The sequence below is a fragment of the Paracoccaceae bacterium genome (genome assembly GCA_033344815.1).
Classification (GTDB): domain Bacteria; phylum Pseudomonadota; class Alphaproteobacteria; order Rhodobacterales; family Rhodobacteraceae; genus Roseobacter.
Map to the genome: position 1 here is coordinate 4,061,112 of JAWPMR010000001.1, position 15,840 is coordinate 4,076,951.

The 15,840-nt window shown below is 55.0% G+C and carries 12 protein-coding genes; 9 read left to right on the forward strand and 3 right to left on the reverse strand.

The window, feature by feature from the left end; genetic code table 11:
* Positions 1-458 precede the first annotated feature (458 nt).
* Entirely contained in the window at positions 459-3,986 is a 3,528-nt protein-coding gene (gene dnaE / locus R8G34_18800) for a DNA polymerase III subunit alpha (protein MDW3224903.1), read from the forward strand.
* On the opposite strand, the gene R8G34_18805 is transcribed toward dnaE, so the two are convergent.
* Positions 3,983-4,177 (reverse strand): SlyX family protein, encoded by a 195-nt coding sequence (locus tag R8G34_18805; protein ID MDW3224904.1) that lies wholly within the window; start codon positions 4,175-4,177, stop codon positions 3,983-3,985. The two genes, dnaE and R8G34_18805, sit on opposite strands and share 4 nt — an antisense overlap.
* Positions 4,178-4,305: 128 nt before the next feature.
* Here R8G34_18805 and hisS point away from each other — a divergent pair, with 128 nt between their 5' ends.
* The 3 genes from hisS to hisG are packed head-to-tail and all read left to right on the forward strand — an operon-like array spanning position 4,306 to position 7,600.
* A complete protein-coding gene (gene hisS, locus R8G34_18810; GenBank protein ID MDW3224905.1) occupies positions 4,306-5,826 on the forward strand; it encodes a histidine--tRNA ligase in 1,521 nt (506 codons plus the stop codon).
* A complete protein-coding gene (locus R8G34_18815) occupies positions 5,823-6,905 on the forward strand; it encodes an ATP phosphoribosyltransferase regulatory subunit (protein ID MDW3224906.1) in 1,083 nt (360 codons plus the stop codon). The genes hisS and R8G34_18815 overlap by 4 nt, the downstream gene beginning before the upstream one ends.
* Entirely contained in the window at positions 6,902-7,600 is a 699-nt protein-coding gene (gene hisG, locus R8G34_18820; GenBank protein MDW3224907.1) for an ATP phosphoribosyltransferase, read from the forward strand. The genes R8G34_18815 and hisG overlap by 4 nt, the downstream gene beginning before the upstream one ends.
* Here the strand turns inward: hisG and R8G34_18825 are convergent.
* Entirely contained in the window at positions 7,597-8,028 is a 432-nt protein-coding gene (locus R8G34_18825; GenBank protein MDW3224908.1) for a DUF1489 domain-containing protein, read from the reverse strand. The two genes, hisG and R8G34_18825, sit on opposite strands and share 4 nt — an antisense overlap.
* Before the next feature lie 146 nt (positions 8,029-8,174).
* Between R8G34_18825 and R8G34_18830 the strand changes: the two genes are divergently transcribed.
* Positions 8,175-10,673 (forward strand): adenosylcobalamin-dependent ribonucleoside-diphosphate reductase, encoded by a 2,499-nt coding sequence (locus R8G34_18830; GenBank protein ID MDW3224909.1) that lies wholly within the window; start codon positions 8,175-8,177, stop codon positions 10,671-10,673.
* 596 nt (positions 10,674-11,269) lie between these two features.
* Here the strand turns inward: R8G34_18830 and R8G34_18835 are convergent.
* Positions 11,270-11,428 (reverse strand): hypothetical protein, encoded by a 159-nt coding sequence (locus R8G34_18835; GenBank protein MDW3224910.1) that lies wholly within the window; start codon positions 11,426-11,428, stop codon positions 11,270-11,272.
* Positions 11,429-11,947: 519 nt separating this feature from the next.
* Between R8G34_18835 and R8G34_18840 the strand changes: the two genes are divergently transcribed.
* The 4 genes from R8G34_18840 to argE all read left to right on the forward strand — a co-directional run bounded on the left by R8G34_18840 (position 11,948) and on the right by argE (position 15,835).
* On the forward strand, positions 11,948-12,298 hold the full coding sequence (locus tag R8G34_18840; GenBank protein MDW3224911.1) for a hypothetical protein: 351 nt from the start codon (positions 11,948-11,950) through the stop codon (positions 12,296-12,298).
* 129 nt (positions 12,299-12,427) lie between these two features.
* Positions 12,428-12,850, forward strand: coding sequence for a hypothetical protein (locus R8G34_18845; GenBank protein MDW3224912.1), 423 nt, complete (start codon positions 12,428-12,430; stop codon positions 12,848-12,850).
* Between the two features lie 586 nt (positions 12,851-13,436).
* Positions 13,437-14,681 (forward strand): NAD(P)/FAD-dependent oxidoreductase, encoded by a 1,245-nt coding sequence (locus tag R8G34_18850; GenBank protein ID MDW3224913.1) that lies wholly within the window; start codon positions 13,437-13,439, stop codon positions 14,679-14,681.
* Positions 14,678-15,835 carry an acetylornithine deacetylase gene (gene argE / locus R8G34_18855; GenBank protein MDW3224914.1) on the forward strand — a complete coding sequence of 386 codons (1,158 nt, stop codon included), beginning with the start codon at positions 14,678-14,680 and terminating at the stop codon, positions 15,833-15,835. The genes R8G34_18850 and argE overlap by 4 nt, the downstream gene beginning before the upstream one ends.
* The last annotated feature ends 5 nt before the right edge of the window (positions 15,836-15,840 follow it).

A 15,840-nucleotide genomic window follows, 5' to 3' on the forward strand; every position in this document is an offset into this window, starting at 1 on the left:
AAGCGGAATGTGTCTTGTGCATCGCAAAGGCAGCATGTTCCCAGTCAAGAGGCCCAAGGATGCAATTGTCTGAATCGTTGCAAAACCATCATCGCGGCCATCACGCGCTTGCAACCGGTTCTGTCGAAAAGCGCAAAACCCTGATTTGTATTTTGACCCTTCTGACTTAAAACCCGGTCGTCGCCCCGTTGAGTGCATGTCGCGATGCGCATTCGTCACTTTGGTGATATGGGATATCCATTTGGCCTGCCCAACTACGACTTCACACGTCGCAAACACGATCCTTTGACGAAACTGCTGCCCCGCGTCGTGAGGATCATTATGGAATAAACCGGATGATCGGCTTCCTTACAAAACAGATTTCCAAAAGAGGTGTTTTGTAAGGAAGATGCGGGTCAAAAAAATTGCTCGTTGCGTTCCCGCTGGTCGTAGCGGCATGGCTGGCCTACACTCTACAAATGAGCAAAGATCCCCGATTCATTCACCTGCGCAGCCACTCAGAGTATTCGTTATTGGAGGGTGCTCTGCGTTTGAAGAAACTACCCGAGTTATGTCAAAAAGCCGGGATGCCGGCGTTGGCGCTGACGGACAAAAATAACATGTTTGCGGCTCTCGAATATTCCGTGGCGATGTCGGGAGCCGGATTGCAACCCATATTGGGATGTCAGTTCGACGTCGCGTATGTTGAAACACGACCAGGCGAAAAATCACATGTTCCTGCGCCCTTGGTATTGTTAGCGCAATCCGAGACCGGGTACGAAAACCTGATGAAACTGAACTCCTGCCTTTACATTGATAAGGGCGGCGCGTTGCCGCAGGTCACGTTGGATCAGCTTGAAACGTATTCCGATGATGTCATCTGCTTGACAGGTGGCGCCGGTGGGCCTGTTGGCATGCTCTTGCAAACCGCGCAGGGGCCTGCCGCGCAAGCTTTGATGGATCGTCTCAAATTCATTTTCGCGGATCGACTTTACGTCGAATTGCAACGCCATCCGGGTGAAGACGGGCAACCCGAAGCGGAGCGTTTAACGGAACGTGGACTTGTCGAAATGGCCTATGCCATGGATTTGCCGCTGGTGGCGACCAATGACGTCTATTTCCCGAAACCGGATATGTATGAGGCGCACGACGCGTTGATCTGTATCGCCGAAGGGGCCTATGTCGATCAGCAGGACGCACGTCGCAAGCTTACGGCGCAACACTATTTCAAGTCACAATCCGAGATGGTGACGCTTTTTGCAGACCTGCCTGAGGCGATTGAAAACACTGTTGAGATTGCCAAGCGCTGTGCATTTCAAGCTTACAGGCGCGACCCAATCCTGCCCAAATTTGCCGACAACGAAATCGAAGAATTGCGCCAACAGGCGCACGCCGGTCTCAAGCGGCGTTTGGCGGTAATTCCGCACGCAACCAGCGTCGACGAATATGAAAAGCGTTTGGATTTCGAACTCGGGATCATCGAAGGTATGGGATTTCCGGGGTACTTCCTGATCGTAGCGGACTTTATCAAATGGGCTAAAGATAACACAATCCCGGTCGGCCCGGGTCGGGGGTCAGGAGCGGGTTCCTTGGTTGCCTACTCCCTTACAATCACGGATCTGGACCCGCTGCGATACAACCTGCTTTTTGAACGCTTCCTGAACCCGGAGCGCGTGTCGATGCCGGACTTCGACATCGACTTCTGTATGGATCGACGAGAAGAAGTCATAAGGTATGTTCAAGACAAGTATGGCCGTGACAAGGTGGGGCAAATCATCACTTTTGGTGCGCTTTTGTCAAAGGCTGCGGTGCGAGATATCGGGCGTGTTCTGCAAATGCCCTATGGCCAGGTGGACCGATTGTCCAAAATGATACCCGTTGAAGGGGTCAAGCCAGTGTCGATCGAAAAGGCACTCGCAGACGAGCCGCGCCTGCGCGAAGAGGCGCGAAACGAGGAAGTTGTGGCGCGCCTTCTGGAGTACGGTCAGCAGGTCGAGGGGCTGCTGCGCAATGCCTCCACCCACGCGGCAGGAGTAGTCATTGGTGACCGCCCGCTGGACGCCCTTGTGCCGCTTTATCAGGATCCGCGGTCGGACATGCCTGCGACCCAATTCAATATGAAATGGGTGGAACAGGCGGGTTTGGTCAAATTCGACTTTTTGGGTCTGAAAACTCTGACTGTGATCCAAAATGCCGTGGATCAAATCAAAGCCAATGGGCGGCATTTGCACATCGCGGCGGATGGTACGGAACTCTTTGAGCCGCCCGAAGGTCTGGTGGATGATATCGGAACGATCCCGCTGGACGATGAGGCGTCCTATAAACTCTATGCTGCGGCAAAGACTGTGGCTGTGTTCCAGGTGGAAAGCTCGGGCATGATGGATGCGCTCAAGCGCATGAAGCCGACCTGCATCGAGGACATCGTAGCCCTTGTGGCGCTCTATCGTCCTGGCCCCATGGAAAATATTCCGACCTATTGCGAGGTGAAAAACGGCCTGCGAGAATTGGAATCCATCCATCCGTTGATTGATGACATTCTGAAGGAAACCCAAGGCATCATCGTTTATCAGGAGCAGGTGATGCAAATCGCGCAGGTCATGGCGGGATACAGCCTTGGCGGTGCGGACCTGTTGCGCCGTGCCATGGGTAAAAAAATCGCCGAAGAGATGGCCAAGGAGCGCCCCAAGTTCGAAAAGGGCGCGATGGAAAACGGGGTGGACAAAAAGAAGGCCACCGAAGTTTTTGACCTTCTTGAGAAATTCGCCAACTACGGCTTCAACAAATCCCATGCGGCGGCCTATGCGGTGGTCAGCTATCAAACTGCGTGGCTCAAGGCGAACCATCCGGTCGAATTCATGGCCGGTGTGATGAATTGCGACATCCACCTGACGGATAAACTTGCCGTTTATTTCGAAGAGGTGCGCAAGCGGTTGGAACTGCCTTGGGTGCCGCCTTGCGTGAATCGGTCGGATGCGACGTTCAAGGTTGTCGATGGAGCCTTGGTTTATGCCCTCGGCGCGTTGAAAAATGTGGGCGTCGAGGCGATGAAGTTGATCACGGACGGGCGTCGTGCGGACCCAAGCGTTCCGGATAGTCCTGACAAACCCTTTGCCACGCTCTTTGATCTCGCCCGTCGTGTGGACCTCAAACGTGTCGGCAAACGTCCCTTGGAAATGTTGGCCCGTTCGGGCGCCTTCGATCAATTGGACCCGAACCGACGCCGCGTGTTTGGCGCATTGGATGCGCTTGTGGGGTATTCAGCGGCCATTCATGAGCAAAAAGCGTCCAATCAGGTATCGCTCTTTGGTGAAGCCGGCGATGATCTGCCAGAACCGCGATTGCACGCCATGGATGACTGGTTACCCGCAGAACGTCTGGGCGAAGAATTCAAGGCGGTAGGGTTCTACCTTTCCGGGCACCCGCTCGATGACTATATGGGTCCGCTCAAACGCAAAGGTATCCTGACCCTCGATGAGCTGCGTGCAAAGGCAGAAAACGGCCCGATGAATGCGAAACTTGCGGGCGTTGTTGCCGGGCGTCAGGAACGTAAGTCCGCGCGCGGTAATCGTTTTGCATTTTGCCAGATGTCGGATGCGACAGGCGCATTTGAAGTAACTTTGTTTTCGGACACCTTGGAGAAATGCCGCGAGCATCTTGAAGTCGACGCCAAGGTTGTTGTCGCCGTAGAAGCAACGCTGGAAGCGGATCAGCTCAAACTTCTGGGCCGGTCCGTCTCTCCGATTGATGCTGTAACGGCGGATGCAGGTGGCATGGGACTGCGCGTGTTCGTTGATGCGCCCGAGGCGATTTCGGCTGTGGCGAGCGTGTTGGAAGGTGCAGCGAATGCGGTGAAGTCCATCGGGCGCGGTCCTGTTGAATTCTGCCTGATGGATCCAACCTTGCCGGGCGAGGTCGAAGTCGAGTTGGGCCAGGAGTTCGTCGTAAACCCGCAGATCAAGGGCGCGATCAAATCGCTGAGTGGCGTTCTGGAGGTCGAAGACCTTTAGTAATGCGGTGGGCGTTCATCGGCGATCACCATGCCGCCAGATTGCTGGGCCTCCCGCTCACCCTCACGCTGCATAAGCATAAACACGCGCCGGGTCAGGGTTGCGATCTCGGTTTCCTGGCGTGCGACCACATCAGACAAATCTTCGACGGTGCGCATCAGATGCGCAAATTGTTCTTCGAGCTTTTCCATAATGTCGTCCCTTTCTGAGCCTGAGCGCCTAGCACGTGAACGCCATTCCATAAAGAGGGCACATCACCTTGTTTGTACCTTCCCCATCCGCTAGACCGCGCGCGAAACCAAAAGCCAAAGGTAGACCCATGGCCAAGCCCAAAAAGACCCCGCGCCCCAAGGCAGAGACGCCCAAGGGTTTCCGTGATTATTTCGGCGCTGAAGTGACGCAGCGTAGCGAAATGCTGCGCGCGATTGCCGGGGTTTATCATCGTTATGGGTTTGATGCGCTGGAAAGTTCAGGCGTGGAAACGGTTGAAGCCTTAGGCAAATTCCTGCCGGACGTGGACCGCCCTAACGAGGGGGTTTTTGCTTGGCAGGAAGATGCGGATGCCGAAAAACCGGGCGACTGGCTGGCTTTGCGCTATGACCTGACGGCCCCTTTGGCGCGCGTTTATGCGCAACATCAGAACGATTTGCCCAAACCCTATCGCCGTTATGCGATGGGGCCGGTTTGGCGCAACGAAAAACCCGGACCGGGGCGCTTTCGTCAGTTTTATCAATGTGATGCGGATACAGTCGGCGCGCCTTCCGTGGCTGCGGATGCTGAGATCTGCGCGATGTTGGCGGATTGCCTTGAAGCTGTCGGGATCGAGCGCGGCGACTATGTGATCCGCGTGAACAACCGCAAAGTTCTGAATGGTGTGATGGAGGTAGCAGGTCTCGCAGGGGACGACAAGGAGCGCGAACGTGGGATCGTTCTGCGTGCGATCGACAAATTGGATCGGCTCGGGATCAAAGGTGTTCGGGCGCTTTTGGGAGAAGGGCGTAAAGACGAGAGCGGCGATTTCACGGATGGCGCAGGTTTGGACGAAGCTCAGGCCGACATTATTGTTGGTTTTATGGAGGCAAAACAAGGCAGTGGGTCAGAAACCGTTTCGCGATTGCACGCCCTCGTGGAGGGATCAGGCATTGGATTGCAAGGTGTCAGCGAACTGGAAACGATAGCGGGTTTACTGAGCGCCGGAGGTTATGGCCCGGATCGAATTGAAATTGACCCTTCTGTCGTGCGCGGTCTCGGTTATTACACCGGTCCCGTATATGAGGCCGAATTGACTTTTGACATCCAGGACGAAAAGGGTCGCACGCGCAACTTTGGCTCTGTCGCGGGCGGGGGTCGGTACGATGATCTGGTCAAGCGCTTTACCGGGCAGGAAGTCCCGGCAACGGGTGTTTCCATCGGTGTGGATCGCTTGCTGGCCGCATTGCACGCAAAAGGACGCATGAAGGCGGACGTACAGGGACCCGTTGTCGTAACCGTAATGGATCGCGACCGCATGGCGGATTATCAGGGCATGGTAGCAGAATTGCGCAAGGCAGGCATCCGCGCAGAAGTCTATCTTGGCAATCCCAAGAATTTCGGCAACCAGTTGAAATACGCGGATAAACGGGGCAGCCCCATCGCCATCATCGAAGGCGGTGACGAGAAGGACAAGGGTGTCATTCAGATCAAGGATCTGATCCTTGGTGCGCAGATTGCTGAATCCGCGACGCTGGAAGAATGGAAAGACCGCCCCAGCCAGTTTGAAGTGCCGCGCGATCAGCTAGTTGAAAAGACTCGCGAAATCCTGCGCCAACATGGGTTGCCCGGCGGCGATACAGAGCAATGATCACGCGCGCGCAGACGCTCGCCCGGGCCGCAGAATTGCGCATTCGTTTTGAGGAAGCCGGTGCGGTTCCCGTGGAAACGTCGATTTTGCAACCGGCGCATACATTGCTGGACCTCTATGGCGAGGAAATCCGGGCACGGGCCTATGTGACCACAGACGCCTTGCGTGGAGAGCAAATGCTGCGCCCGGATTTCACCGTGCCGGTCGTTCAGATGCATATGGCGGAGGGGGCTGAACCTGCGCGTTACACCTATTCAGGCGAGGTGTTCCGGCGCCAGGAACATGACCCGGATCGCGCGAATGAATACATTCAGGTCGGATTTGAGGTTTTTGACCGCGCGGATCCCGCCCGGGCGGATGCCGAAGTTTTTGGTAAGATCGCCAGTCTGATCGCGCCATTGAACCTGCGGGCGGCGACTGGAGACATTGGGATCTTGATGGCGGCGGTCAAGGGTTTGCACACAACCGAGCCGCGCAAGGCCGCATTGTTGCGCCACATTTGGCGTCCGCGCCGGTTCCGCGCGTTGCTGGATCGCTATTCCGGTCGCGTTTCGATAAGCGCGGAACGCCAGAACCTACTGGACGGGAATTGCGCGGAAACCGAAGCACCGTTGATCGGAAAACGCACCCAGCGGGAGATTGATCAACGCCTGGAACGTTTACGCGATGATGCCATTGCACTGCCGCTGAGCAAGACCGAAGTGGACTTGCTGGAAGCGCTATTGGATGTGCGCGAGACGATGCCTTTTGCGCTCGAGCGTTTGCGCGACATTACCGTGGATCTGTCGTCGATCTCCTCGGCAGTGGCGCTGATGGCAGCACGTGCCGATGCGCTTTCGGATCGCGGCATCGATGTGGATCATCTGCCGTTCGAAACCAGTTTTGGTCGCACGTCGATGGAGTATTATGACGGGTTCGTTTTCGGATTTTTCAGCACCATGCGTCCTGATCTCCCGGCGATTGCCACCGGAGGGCGATATGATGCGCTAACACGCAGATTGGGACAGGGTGTCGAGATCCCAGCTGTGGGCGGGGTGTTACGGCCCGGCTTGATGCTCGAATTGGAGGGCGCGGTATGACCATCAAACTGGGTGTGCCCTCCAAAGGGCGCCTGATGGAGAAGACCTTTTATTGGTTTGGCCAACGTGGGGTGACGCTCGCCCGTACGGGCTCGGATCGGGAATACGCGGCGACCGTGGACGGTATTTCCGGCGTTTCACTGGTGCTGTTGTCCGCGGGCGAAGTTCCGCGTGAATTAGCCACAGGTCGCATCCATTTTGGGGTTACCGGGACCGATCTGGTGCAGGAAAAACTACCACTTTGGGAACAACAAACCGAGTCTATTGTGGAGATGGGCTTTGGCCATGCAGATCTTATTCTGGCGGTGCCCAGTGCATGGGTCGATGTGGACACGCTGGATGATCTGGACGCGGTAGCGACTGCGTTCCGAGAAACACATGGCATGCGCCTGCGGATAGCAACAAAGTATCACCGTCTGGTACGCGACTACCTGCGCCACGGCGGCGTTGCAGATTATGCGTTGGTGGACAGTCAGGGTGCGACAGAGGGAACTGTGGCAAATGAAACTGCCGAAGCCATCGCTGATATTACATCAAGTGGTGAAACCCTTCGCGCAAATCATTTGAAAGTGCTCAAGGAAGAACCTGTTCTCAAATCGCAGGCGACACTCTGGCGGAGCCGCTCTGCAGATGTGGCCGATGAAGACCGAGCAGTCGTCTCGGAATTTATCGCACGTCTGTCAGGCGATGGTTAGAGAACGCCGATTTCAGCCAAGGCCCTGTTCAATTCGACCGGTAGTGGGTCTTCTTTCAGTCTTCCTTTTGGCAGGTCTGGCGGGGCGTCGTTGACTTGTAGATATCGCCATCCTTGAAAGGGCCGTTTTAAGCTGCCCTGTGTTCGGATGACTTCGGGATCCAATACGATGGCGCAGCGCCTGATCCCGTCATTACCGAAAACCTCATCCAACCGAATGACCTTCTGTCGACACTGAATGACACCCTTCACGACCCAATAAATCGATCCGCCCGCGAGGATTTCGGCTTCCCGCTTGGGCCACATCCGGGTGACATGCCGAGGCAACCCGTCCTCCGTTTGCGCCCGCTTTGTAGCCTGCCAGACAATCATATCATCAACCGTCTCTGAGCCCACTGAGAGCTTGATCAGATTCACGTATTTATCCACAGGTTTTCCCACCGAAGTACTCACAGAATCTCATTTACAAACACAATATATATTAGCTCACTTGCTGTCGTCTTCAACTTGTTGTGGAAAACACCAAGAATCTAGGTTAAATTGCATTTCTTCTCCAAACTTGAGGGATCCGTGTGATGACCCGTTTTTCCGCCCCCATTGCCGAACAGATCTGGGATATGAAGTACCGTTTCAAAGAAGCCGATGGCACCGCCAAAGATGCCACGGTCGAGGATACATGGCGTCGTATTGCCGCCGATTTGGCGCAGGTGGAGAATGAGCCAAAAGTTTGGGAAGACCGCTTTTACGTGGCACTGGAAGATTTCAAGTATCTGCCGGCGGGACGGATCACGGCAGGCGCGGGGACGGCGCGGTCTGTGACGCTTTTCAATTGCTTTGTCATGGGCACAGTTCCCGACAGTATGGGTGGCATTTTTGATATGCTCAAAGAGGCCGCTTTGACCATGCAGCAGGGCGGGGGAATCGGGTATGATTTTTCCACGATCCGTCCAAAAGGTGCGGACGTCAAAGGCGTGGCTGCAGATGCATCCGGACCTTTGAGCTTTATGGATGTATGGGATGCGATGTGCCGCACGATCATGTCGGCAGGATCGCGCCGCGGCGCGATGATGGCCACGATGCGCTGTGATCACCCCGACGTAGAGGATTTCATTGCTGCAAAATCAGATCCTGCACGTTTGCGCATGTTCAACATGTCCGTGTTGATCACCGACCCTTTTATGGAAGCTGTCAAGGCCGATCAACCGTGGGACTTGACGTTCGATGGTGTGGTTTTCCGAACAGTTCAGGCCCGCGACTTGTGGAATGGCATCATGCGGGCGACGTATGATTATGCCGAGCCAGGTGTAATATTCATCGACCGCATAAACGCGGCGAATAATCTGAATTATTGCGAAACGATTGCCGCGACGAATCCTTGTGGGGAGCAACCATTGCCGCCCTATGGAGCTTGTCTGTTGGGCTCGATAAACATGGCGCGATTGGTGTCTGACCCGTTTGAAGAAGCGGCGGCGCTGGATGAAGACGCGATGCAGGATCTCGTGGCCACGGCTGTTCGCATGATGGACAACGTCGTGGACGTCTCGCGCTTCCCGCTTGAAGCGCAGGCGGCAGAGGCGCAAGCCAAGCGGCGGATCGGGCTTGGAGTGACGGGGCTCGCGGATGCGCTTTTGATGGTCGGTTTGCGCTATGGATCAGACGAGGCAGCGCGTCAGACCGAGCGCTGGCTGCGCGCGATCGCCCGCGCTGCATATCTGGCGTCCGTGGACTTGGCGAAGGAAAAAGGCGCGTTTCCTTTGTTTGATGCGGATGCGTTTCTGTCGTCGGGTTCGATGCAGGGTATGGACGAGGATGTGCGCGAGGCGGTTCGCAAACATGGGATCAGAAATGCGCTGTTAACCTCCATCGCACCCACCGGAACGATCAGCCTTTATGCGGGGAATGTGAGTTCAGGGATCGAACCGGTCTTTGCTTACGCATATACGCGCAAAGTATTGCAGAAAGACGGGTCGCGCACCGAAGAAGAAGTGGTTGACTATGCTGTCACGCTCTGGCGGGAGAAGTTCGGGGATGCGCCCTTGCCCGAGTATTTCGTGAACGCACAGACGCTGGCGCCGCTGGAGCATGTGAAGATGCAAGCGGCTGCGCAGAAATGGGTGGATTCGTCTATTTCCAAGACCATCAACTGCCCCGAAGACATCAGTTTTGAGGCTTTCAAGGACGTCTATATGGAGGCGTGGGATACAGGCTGTAAAGGGTGTACGACGTACAGGCCTAACGCGGTGACGGGGTCAGTTTTGAGCGTGGCCGAGGAGAAGCCAGAGGGTTTGGAAGTTGATTTTCGTAAGTCTCTCGCTGCGCTAATCGAAAATTCGGGCAAGACGATGCGGCAGATTGCCCTAGAGGCGGATCTGAGTCACGACTATCTGCACGGTGTGATAAACGAGGGTAAGGAGCCTTCTGTTGATCGGTTAAAGACGGTCGCCAAAGTTTTGGGTGTGGGTTTGTCCGAAATTATGGGAGGTACCGAATACGCCTCCGAAGTCATCACTACAGATGATGCCGAACCCCAGCGACCCCATGGCGATGTGATCTACATGTCTGAGCCGCTGGACCGGCCTAACGAGTTGGAAGGCAACACATATAAGGTCAAATGGCCTGATAGTGAGCACGCGCTTTACATCACCATCAACGACATTGTGTTGAACGGGCACCGCCGGCCTTTCGAGGTTTTCATCAACTCCAAGAATATGGAGCATTTTGCATGGACGGTGGCCTTGACGCGGATGATTTCGGCTGTGTTTCGGCGTGGCGGGGATGTGTCCTTTGTGGTTGAGGAACTCAAAGCGGTTTTCGATCCACGCGGTGGTGCATGGATGAGCGGCAAATACATCCCTTCGATTTTGGCAGCCATTGGCGGGGTGATCGAGCAGCATATGATTGCGACTGGATTCATTGCCGGCGAAGGCATGGGTTTGAAGACCGATCCGCAGGCGCAAGTTGTGGGTTTAGGCGACAACCGGGGAGTTGCTTGTGGAAGTTGCGGTCAATATGAGTTGCGCATGGTCGAAGGCTGTATGACCTGTGGGAGTTGCGGGTACTCGAAATGCTCCTAGCCACTGAGCAATGCTTTTGTGGACGTACCCAAAGTTTTGCCATTTTGCCCCCAGGGATTGCCATTCTGATCTGATAGTTTTGCCCTTGAGTTGTAGACAAGGGTTCAGCCTTGGCGTTCTCACCAGTCGGGAACCACCAATACTCGACCAAGGTAAGCCGGCTCAGATCAGGCTGAGCCTTTTTTCCGATCCGATCCGGATGATGACAGATCTTGCGAAGACTCGTTTAAACTGGAACGCTTGACCCAAAAACCTGTAAGTGGACCTTCAGCATCAACATCCTTCAATGCATCTTTCGAATGTCCACTTGCACGCCACACGGATACCTCATCGCCATAAATTCTTTGACAGACGAGACATAGAGCCACGAAGATTTTGGGGCCCATAGGTACCAACACGAAGCGTGCAGACTCCAGCAGAGACTGGAGAATTGACGACATAAGTGAAAAGGCATGCAAAGGGTCATCCACAGGATACCTGACGACCCGAGATGGCTTTACCTGCGAGATGAGAGGCTTGTTCGCCACCTCTACTGCATCAGCGAAACGCGTATCGTGACCCTTGGGGAAGAAGCAAAAGGTTGCACTTGGATCAAGTTATTCCACCGCACCCAAAGCATGATCTGCTTCGTATCCTAGACCCAAGATCATAGCGAGTGGAAGCTCTGGCGATTTGGTCCAACCTGAAAAATCATCCATTGGATCGAAATTTAGAAAGTCAAAGTCAAAACTGGTGGGCTCGGAAAAATCAGCCACTGCGCAAACGATTGCAATTTCTGCTCCATGATACAGATCATCGTCGAGCAGTTAGGCCAGAACCGCAGACAAAACCGTCCTGCTCATGGACGAAACATCAACGAGTATTCGCTTTCCATCGAGTGATGCAGTCTTCTCCTGCATGGCGACACGAATTTGACTACATCGTAGAGACTTTTCCTGTTGGTCCGGGCGAGACTGTCCTTGGGCAAGTCGTCGAGCAACGCCGCGTCCATCATCTGACAAGTTTTGCGCGCGATTGCCGTGCATCAACGAAGCGTTGTCGACAAGCACTTGTTGCCGCTGGGTTCTTGAGACCATCAACGGCGACAAGTGATGATTTCGTTAGTCAGATCTTCTGTGCGAAGGCATCTAAGCCGGTGCTCGAAAAGTTGAATGGCTGTATCACGCGCCGGACGGCCATCAAGCAGCTCCACATTCCGCGCGCGCAATTCGATGCGCTTCTTTCGGAAGGTATTTTGCGTCCGATGCCGGGGCTCGGTGAGATCACACCATGTTATGTCAAAACAGACGTCCTGCGGCTCTTGGAAACAGGCGCTGAGCGAACCTTTCGATGGCGAGACCTTTGTCGCGACACACCATTCGCCACATCCCAGCGTGCTTGACGGATTTTTGAACGATCTTGCGGCTGCCTATGCCAGCGATCTGAGCGCACTCATTTTGAAGCACCGACCTGAACGCTGGCTTTTCGGACACTGTCACGGCGCGAAGAATACGCGTGTAGGTGAGACGAAACTGATCAATGTGTCGCTTGGATATCCTGATGAAGTGGCGGATCCGGCGGATCGGATCAGGGATTTGATTTTGAGATTTGAACCGCCGCACTCAACCAGAAGGCGCTTTACATAACACCCGTTCAGCGACGTTCACGGTTCGTTATGACACATGGTTTCTGCCAGGGGTTGTCTGTGCGTACTCCCAATATGAAGAGCACGCACAGGCAGATTGGAACAGAATTGGCCGGGCATTGGGCCCGGCATGATGTGCGCCGACGGGTTCGCCGCCATCCCCATCACCGCACTTGATCCGCCACACAGTGCGGCGTCTCCTGTGGTCCCCGCGCTTCATGGGTTGGCGATGAATGAAATTTCCGTAGATCATCACGAGTGGGCCTCAGCGCAATGCGCACTGTTGGAAAAAATATTCGGCAACACCCGAACCTATTCTCAGTTTAAGACGCAATTCCAGGAGCTGCTGTACAAGCGCCGCGCGGGGGCGCAGGCAGGTTTGGACACGGAAACGGAAGGGATTTTGCTCGCCGGAGCACCCGGTGGTGGAAAAAAGTGGTTGTTGAAAAACGTCGTTAAGTCACTTCCAGACGTTCGCCGGAACGCCACTGACCGTCAATTGGATATAATATTGGTGCGCGTTCCAGGGACAGGGACACACGATCCTGTTTGAAAGGGAAAAAACAAAAAGAAGAAACATGAAACTAAGGCGCTTGCAGCACGCCAAATCCGCGGCTCAAATCAAACCAGATGAGCGATGACTCCTCAAAGTCAAAACCCCATCTGTCTCAAAAAAACATGATGATGGACACAAAGCTGAGCGAATAACGCATTGGAATAAGGCCGATCTCGGTTCTGGGTTCGCGCGCGCCATTGGCTAGCTTCCAAGTTTTGGGCCAGCAGTAGTGGCTCATAAATGCTTGAAAGTAGTGTGACGAGCGCAGGCCATGGCGGCCCTCGGTTGATCAAACCGCTGTATCTTTCGGTGCAGTCATCGTGTTTCGGCGCGTTAACACAATGATCTCGAGCAGGTCATTTTGGTTTTCACAGCACGCAGAAGCCCTTCACTCTCGGTTTTGACTATGATGCGTGCATCTCAAATCACCAGAAGAACAAATAATACGGTCAAACTAAAGGTGCTGTACCTGGTTCAATTAGCATCTGCCCAATCGCTGCTTAGAAAATCCGAAGTATCAGGTGGCTTTCAAGTGGGTTAAACTCTGTATCCAACGCATGGAGCGTACTTCAAAGGGAATGTCATGTCAGATGAGACCGTCGATACGCTCGTTGTTGGAGGCGGTCAGGCCGGATTGGCCATGAGCGAACATCTCAGCAAGCGCGGGATCGATCACTTGGTTCTTGAACGACACCGCATTGCAGAACGGTGGCGCAGCGAGCGGTGGGACAGTCTGGTCGCAAACGGTCCGGCATGGCATGATCGATTTCCCACCATGGAGTTCTCGGATACGGGCCCTGACGAATTTGCGACAAAGACCAGTGTTGCCACTTATTTTGAGGAGTTTGTCGAGGCAATGAAGGTCCCCATCCGGTGTGGGGTCGAGGTTTTGTCGCTTGAAAAGACTCAGGACGGATCAGGATTTATCGCCCAGACATCGCAAGGCACTGTCCGGGCCCGCAATGTGGTGGCGGCGACGGGACCGTTTCAGCATCCATCCATCCCGCCCGTTGTGCCGGAGCAATCGGGCTTAGCGCAGATACATTCTACGGCCTACCGCAATTCCGCACAGCTGGAGGACGGGGCAGTTTTGGTCGTCGGGGCAGGGTCATCGGGGTCTCAGATCGCGGAAGAATTACGCGCGAAGGGGCGCGATGTGTATCTGTCAGTCGGTCCGCATGATCGCCCGCCGCGCCGATATCGGGGGCGTGATTTTGTCTGGTGGCTTGGCGTTTTGGGGAAATGGGAAATGAAGCTGCCACCCGCAGGTGCGGAACATGTCACCATCGCCGTTAGTGGCGCCAATGGCGGACAAACCGTTGATTTCAGGCGTTTTGCCGCGCAAGGTATATCTCTTGTTGGCATGACCAGAAGTTTTGAGGACGGGATTTTGACGTTTGCACCGGATTTGGCGCGCAATATTGCGCAGGGCGATGCGAATTACCTCTCCATCCTGGACGAGGCAGATGAATACGTGGTGCGTGAAGGGCTTGATTTGCCACCAGAACCAAAGGCGCGTGACATCGGTCCAGACCCGGACAGTATCAAAAATCCAACGCTGGAGCTCGACCTTTCGCAGGCTGGGATCACGACGATCATCTGGGCCACCGGGTTTACCCAGAATTTCGACTGGTTAAAGACGGACGCCTTTGATGCTGCGGGCAGACCCCAGCATGAACGCGGCGTCTCCTCCGAGCCGGGCATATATTTTCTGGGCTTGCCATGGCTGTCCATGCGCGGATCGTCGTTTATCTGGGGCGTCTGGATCGATGCGCAATATCTGGCGAACCATATCGCTGAAGCCAGAAAAACAGGCGTTGCTGTGTGACGCATACAACTGATCTGCTGGGCGATCTGATCGCGTTCCCTACGGTCAGCGCAAATTCCAATCTGGCCCTGATCGACTATTGCAAGGATCTATTGCGTAATGCTGGTGCGCAGGTGGATATCATCAAGGACGCAAGCGGCCAGAAGGCCAACCTCTATGCAACGATTGGCCCTTTGGACTGCCCCGGCGTGTTGTTGTCAGGACATACAGATGTGGTCCCTGCCGAAGGTCAGAACTGGACACTGCCGCCCTTTGAGATGACCGAGCGCAATGGCGCGTTATATGGGCGCGGAACGGCAGATATGAAAGGATTTGTGGCTTGCGCCTTGTCAGCGGCGACACGCGCGGCACGGATGGAGCTGACGACGCCCCTGCATATTGCGTTGTCATATGACGAAGAGATTGGCTGTGTCGGCGTGCGCTCTTTGATGGATATGCTGACCGCCGCCCCGTTCCGCCCGCAGTTTTGCATCGTAGGCGAGCCGACCTTGATGCAGGTCGCCACCGGCCACAAAGGCAAAACAGCAGCGCGGGTGACGACAACCGGACGGGCAAGCCACTCGGCACAGGCGCCTAACGCGCTCAATGCCATCCACATGGCGTGCGACATGATCAATGTCATCCGTGAAATCCAAGCTGCGATTGCCCGGACCGGGGCGCGGGACAGTGATTATGATGTGCCCTATACCACCCTGCATGTCGGTACGTTGAATGGCGGCACGGCACTGAACATCGTGCCCGACAAGACTGAGTTCATGTTCGAAATCCGCAATCTGGCGCAGGATGATCCGCAGCAGGTATTGGCGCAGATCAAACAGCGCCGCGATGATTACTTGTTGCCCCTGAGACGAGCCTTTCCAGAGGCAGATATCACCATTGAAGTTAGCAACAGCTATCCGTCCCTATGCACCAACCCGGACAGCGCTGTGACGCATCTTGTCCGGTCACTCAGCGGTTGCAGCGCGACGATCAAAGTCGCGTTTGGTACTGAGGGCGGGTTGTTTTCGCGCCGGCTTGACGTGCCAACGGTGGTTTGCGGGCCAGGCTCGATGGATCAGGGACACAAGCCGGATGAGTTCATCAGCAAGACGCAATTGAACGCCTGTGATGCCATGCTGGACGCATTGTTGCAGCGTTTGGTGGACGGTCTTTAACTCTA

Coding starts and splice junctions, on each gene's coding strand:
- R8G34_18845 (MDW3224912.1), top strand. CDS start 12,428: ATGATGTGCGCCGACGGGTTCGCCGCCATCCCCATCACCGCACTTGAT.
- dnaE (MDW3224903.1), top strand. CDS start 459: ATGAGCAAAGATCCCCGATTCATTCACCTGCGCAGCCACTCAGAGTAT.
- R8G34_18815 (MDW3224906.1), top strand. CDS start 5,823: ATGATCACGCGCGCGCAGACGCTCGCCCGGGCCGCAGAATTGCGCATT.
- R8G34_18850 (MDW3224913.1), top strand. CDS start 13,437: ATGTCAGATGAGACCGTCGATACGCTCGTTGTTGGAGGCGGTCAGGCC.
- hisS (MDW3224905.1), top strand. CDS start 4,306: ATGGCCAAGCCCAAAAAGACCCCGCGCCCCAAGGCAGAGACGCCCAAG.
- R8G34_18840 (MDW3224911.1), top strand. CDS start 11,948: ATGTCAAAACAGACGTCCTGCGGCTCTTGGAAACAGGCGCTGAGCGAA.
- R8G34_18805 (MDW3224904.1), bottom strand. CDS start 4,177: ATGGAAAAGCTCGAAGAACAATTTGCGCATCTGATGCGCACCGTCGAA.
- hisG (MDW3224907.1), top strand. CDS start 6,902: ATGACCATCAAACTGGGTGTGCCCTCCAAAGGGCGCCTGATGGAGAAG.
- R8G34_18830 (MDW3224909.1), top strand. CDS start 8,175: ATGACCCGTTTTTCCGCCCCCATTGCCGAACAGATCTGGGATATGAAG.